Consider the following 4,696-nt stretch of genomic DNA (forward strand, 5'->3'; position numbering starts at 1 on the left):
AGACGATCGGAACGCGGTTCGGCGGCATCCCCCAGTCAATTCCGATGCCCCATTTGCCGGTGATGTCTTACGCGAAGATCATCGACGTGCTTCCGAACGCCCTGTCGTTCGCGCTGCTGGGCTGCATCGAAAGCCTGTTATCGGCGGTCGTGGCCGATTCGATGACCGGCCGAAGACATCGCTCCAACTGTGAACTGGTGGCTCAAGGTGTAGCCAATATAGTCTCGCCGCTGTTCGGCGGCATCTGCGTGACGGGCAACATTGCCCGCACAGCTACCAATGTTCGCGCGGGCGCCCATGGTCCGGTCGCGGGAATGCTCCATTCGGCCTTTCTCCTGTCGTTCATGCTCATTGCCGCGCCGCTGGCCTCCTATATTCCGCTGTCGGCGCTTGCCGGGGTGCTGGTCGTGGTCGCCTGGAACATGGCCGAGAAACATGAGTTCGCGACGCTGATCCGGGCATCGCGCGGCGATGCGGTCGTATTGCTGGCAACTTTCCTGCTGGTCATATTCCGCGACCTCACAGAAGGTATCCTCGTCGGGTTCGCGCTTGGCGTGCTGCTATTCCTCCATCGCATGGCGCAGTCCATCGAAGTTGAGAACGTACGGCCTATCGCGCAGGAGGACGTAGCCGACAGCACCAACGGCAACGGTCGAAGTCCGTATGACGTCGATCTGGCGACAGATCCCGACATCGTGATCTTTCGGATATCCGGGGCGTTCTTCTTTGGTGCTGCGGCTGCAGTCGGGGCGGCCCTGGATCGGATCGGCGAGCACCCGAAAGCCTATATCGTCGACTTTTCCGCGGTGCCTTTTCTCGATTCGACAGGTGCTGCGACGATCGAGGGTTTCGTCCGAAAAGCTGATCGTCATGGAGCAGCGGTCTACATTGCCGGCACAACGCGGCCGGTTCGCCGCGTTCTACTGGTTCATGGGGTGAAGCCGCCGCGTGTCCGCTTCAGGAAGACGCTTGCCGATGCGGTTCGGCTTGCGCGTGGCAAGCACGAGTCCATCCCAGTAACGGCTTCGGAACCGACGTAGGAGGTATCCGTAACAGCTCATATCGGCGCTGCCGCATCTTTACCTAGACGGCTACGCGATCATCTGATGATAGCCAAAGGCCGAGGTTGGCACGAGAAGCCTCTCCTCAATTGGCGGCGGATCGCCGGGTGATTTCGACTTGTTCCAATCCGAAAGAGGAGGGCTCCTCGGCTAGATTATGAGAATTGCAAAATTGAACGGAATCGATACGAACGACATAAACGATTTTATTCTATATGAGGGTAAAATTCCATGAGCGGGTCTAACCGTAGAACGTATGATATGGTCCTAAGGGCGGCGATCTCGACCGTTGTTGTCGCAATCGCGTGGACCATACTTTATTATACATTGGGCGTTACAACTGTCTCCACGATATTGGCTATTTTGGCTGTGGGTATTTCGAGCTTGATTTTGTAATATCAACGGTCATGCTGATCGACCGACATGGCCCCACTTACGCATCCCTATCGAAGTGATGGTCTTCGACTGGGCGAGCAGTTTCTGCCCGGCTTACAAAGTCCTCCTTAAAGCGGCCTGTCATCGGCGAAATCGGCCCCTTGCAAGCCAGCAAAGCCTCCGCTGTAGAGAACAATCTGAGGGCTACCGTGATCGGATCGCCCGAGCGCTGTGCCTGGTCTAAAGCATTTTCGATGAGATCTCGGATATCCCGGACGCTGCCTGAGGGCCGCCTCTGAAGATTGCCCCGCCTCATGATCGGCCAAGTTGGGGCCCTTACGCGGCGGGGCTCTTGGCTCTCGCTCAGCACGAGCCAGTAGCGTTTCCAGTTCCATCTTCGGGAGGGCCGGAGCAAAGTAGAATCCCTGGATCAAGTCGCAGCCTTGGGCGGCCAGGAAATCCAGTTGCTCCTTGGTCTCTACGCCTTCCGCGACAACTTTGAACGACATCACCTTGGCCATCTGTATGATCGCCGATGCCAGGCTGCACTGTTTGGAGTCTTCAGGTATGCGATCGATGAAACTGCGATCGATCTTGACGCAGTCGCATGGCATGTCCCGCAGATACGAAAGCGACGAGTAGCCCGTACCGAAATCGTCGATCGCGATGCTGACACCCATTTCTTTCAGCTTTCGGAGGAACGGCGTGACCTCCTCTTCCCGCTCGATGTAAGAAGATTCTGTTATCTCGATTTCGAGCAGATTGGCAGGGAAACCCGTCTTTGCGAGCGTCTTCGGTAGCACGGAAATGAAGCGGCGGAACCTCAGTTGGTTGGGCGAAATGTTCACCGAGATGGTGATCGGCCCGCTCCCGCTTCGCAGCCACTCCTGTCCGTCCCGGCACGCTCGTTCAAGCACGTATTCTCCAAGCATTTCGATGAGACCGGTTGCCTCTGCTACGGGAACAAAATCGCTAGGAGGCACCTCCCCGAGTTCCGGATCAGTCCACCGGGCAAGCGCCTCTACCCCTCGCAATTTGTGGGTAGCAGCATCGAATTGCGGTTGGTAGTGGACTTCGAGGTCACCGTTCTCGATCGCGATTTTCAGCTTTAGACCCAACGTCATCCGCTTCTGGCTTTCGGCGGTCAAACCTTCCTCGTAGAAGCCGATTGACCCGCGCCTGTTGCGCTTGGCCTCGTAAAGCGCCGCGTCGGCCTCGAGCAGGGCGTCACCCTCCCCACTGGCGCGTTGGTAGCTCACCCCGATCGTCGCGGATGAGAATACGTTAAGGTCATCGTCAATCGAAATGGTCTGGCTAAAAGCGTCTTGAATTCTTTTCAGAGTTCTAGTGATAAAGCGCTTGTCGCCCGACTGGACAGAAACCGCGAACTCGTCGCCACCGATGCGGCACACGACATCGTCTACGCCCAGATGCTCTTTTCGCACGGCTTGCAGTCGGTCGCCTATGATCTGAAGGACGCGGTCACCTGTGCCATGGCCGTAGCTGTCATTGACGTCCTTGAAGTGATCAATATCGATGATGATGAGCGTGTAGAACTTCTTCTCGAGACGGCTCAGGCATTGGTCGAGGAAACGGCGGTTCGGAAGTTTGGTTAGCTGATCGTGTAACGCGAGGTACTCGAGCTTGTCCTGCGCGTCCTTCTGTTCGGTGATGTCTGTCAGCGAGTAGACATAAGTCTCGCCGCCTGCGACGTCCTCTCCAGCAGGCGTGATAGACAGAATGCCGGGGCGCTTTCCTCGGCCGAACGTTACCTCCTTTCGCCATCCTTCCCGGGGACTCTGCGGCAGATGGAGGGGATTGTTTGCGTGCCAGAATGCGCTTTTCAGATTTGCGGCTCTCGCCCCGCCGATATCGAGCATGTGTTGGAAGGCCGCATTCGCTTTAAGAACGACGCCGGCACCGTCGACGATCGCTAGGCCCTCGGAGGCATTCTTGAAAACGATATCGCCTCGCCGCACATCCTGGTCTTTCTTGGCCATCTCTTTGATGAGATCGGCGCTGCTGGACTTTAGAAGCCGCCAGCGGACGGTGTCGCTACGGAGAAAGTCGACAAATGCCTGCCGCCGCCAGAGCATGAACAGGGCCAGCGGTACGCTGAACGCCGTCGCCATGAAGACTTTGCCAGGAAGCCCCCCGAAGACCACAGCGACGATTTCGGCGTTTATGCCGAAGGCAATGAACGGAAAGACGATGCCGTCCAGCACAAGAACTAGCACGAACGACAAGATGTAGATGACGGCTGTCGCGAGAAGCGAGCCGACATGTTTCTTCGTGGTCTCGAAGATAAACAGGAGGAGTAGGAGTTCCAGAATAATGAGCACGCCGCCAAGGACGATCAGAGGCGTAGAAATCTCGAACATTCCGGGAGGCACGCCATGCGGATTGAAGACGCCGCTCGTCTCCAGGATCGCGTTGGTCAGAAACGAGAACACGACATTGAAGAGGTCGACCAGAATGACGAGCCGCACGAGATGACGCAGGATGAAGGCGTCACGCTCCACCCAAACGAACATGACGCATGCCATCATGAACGCGCCGTAGCAAAGATTGCCACCGGAAACGACAACGCCATTGGTTATTGGCAGGGAGTAGACATTGCCCAAGAAGCCGCCAATGAGCAGGACAAGGGCAATATAGACGTAGAAATGAACCTGTCGGATCGGTGCCGAGAGCGTCGTGAAGAAAAGCGGGAAGACCGAGAGCGCAATCAGCTGCGAGACGAGCAAGGCAGGTATAGGCACCGATCCGAGGAATGCCATCATGTAACCAACGCCTCAACTGGCAGCGTCATATCTTATCCCACACTCCTCGATGACCGAGATAGTCTGATCCAGATAACCCTTCAGAGGATCGAAAGTGAAGCGAAAACGATGAAAATCACGTAAAAGATTCGGGTGTCTGGGGCTGATGTGGGTCGTTCGGCGCTTTACGGTCTGGCAGGTTCGGGGCCGATTCCAGACAGGCAGCTTTTCGGCACCGACGGCGGGATAGCTGCCATGTGTCGGGAAGCGGTCAGCGTGACCGCTACCGACCTACTGTCGGCCTTAGCGGGTGCCTTTGCCTCTGCCTAAAAGCAGACATTGCCTCTTGCGAAGCTGTAGGCCGAGAAATTGCGCCAAGAGCGGTTGCGGCCCATCAAGATGTCAATGGCGCGATCGAATTTGACGTGAGCCCCCGACTTCATCCAGCCGAGAGCAGAGTCCTTTTGTCATTTGAGCCTTTCGGGCTCGGTGGTGCAA

General features: G+C 56.7%; 2 protein-coding genes. One reads left to right on the top strand and one right to left on the bottom strand.

Annotation, left to right across the window (positions count from 1 at the left end; translation table 11 throughout):
- Positions 1–1,040: SulP family inorganic anion transporter (locus tag ACX3P1_RS27685; protein ID WP_459082945.1), on the top strand; the 1,040-nt coding region annotated here is incomplete at its 5' end.
- A gap of 524 nt (positions 1,041–1,564) precedes the next feature.
- On the opposite strand, the gene ACX3P1_RS27690 is transcribed toward ACX3P1_RS27685, so the two are convergent.
- Entirely contained in the window at positions 1,565–4,219 is a 2,655-nt protein-coding gene (locus ACX3P1_RS27690; protein WP_459082947.1) for a putative bifunctional diguanylate cyclase/phosphodiesterase, read from the bottom strand.
- Positions 4,220–4,696: the final 477 nt, after the last annotated feature.

The sequence above is a fragment of the Mesorhizobium sp. A623 genome, from assembly GCF_054489405.1.

Bases quoted from the DNA above. Each gene is read 5' to 3' on its own strand.
- ACX3P1_RS27690 (WP_459082947.1), bottom strand. From the start codon at position 4,219: ATGATGGCATTCCTCGGATCGGTGCCTATACCTGCCTTGCTCGTCTCG.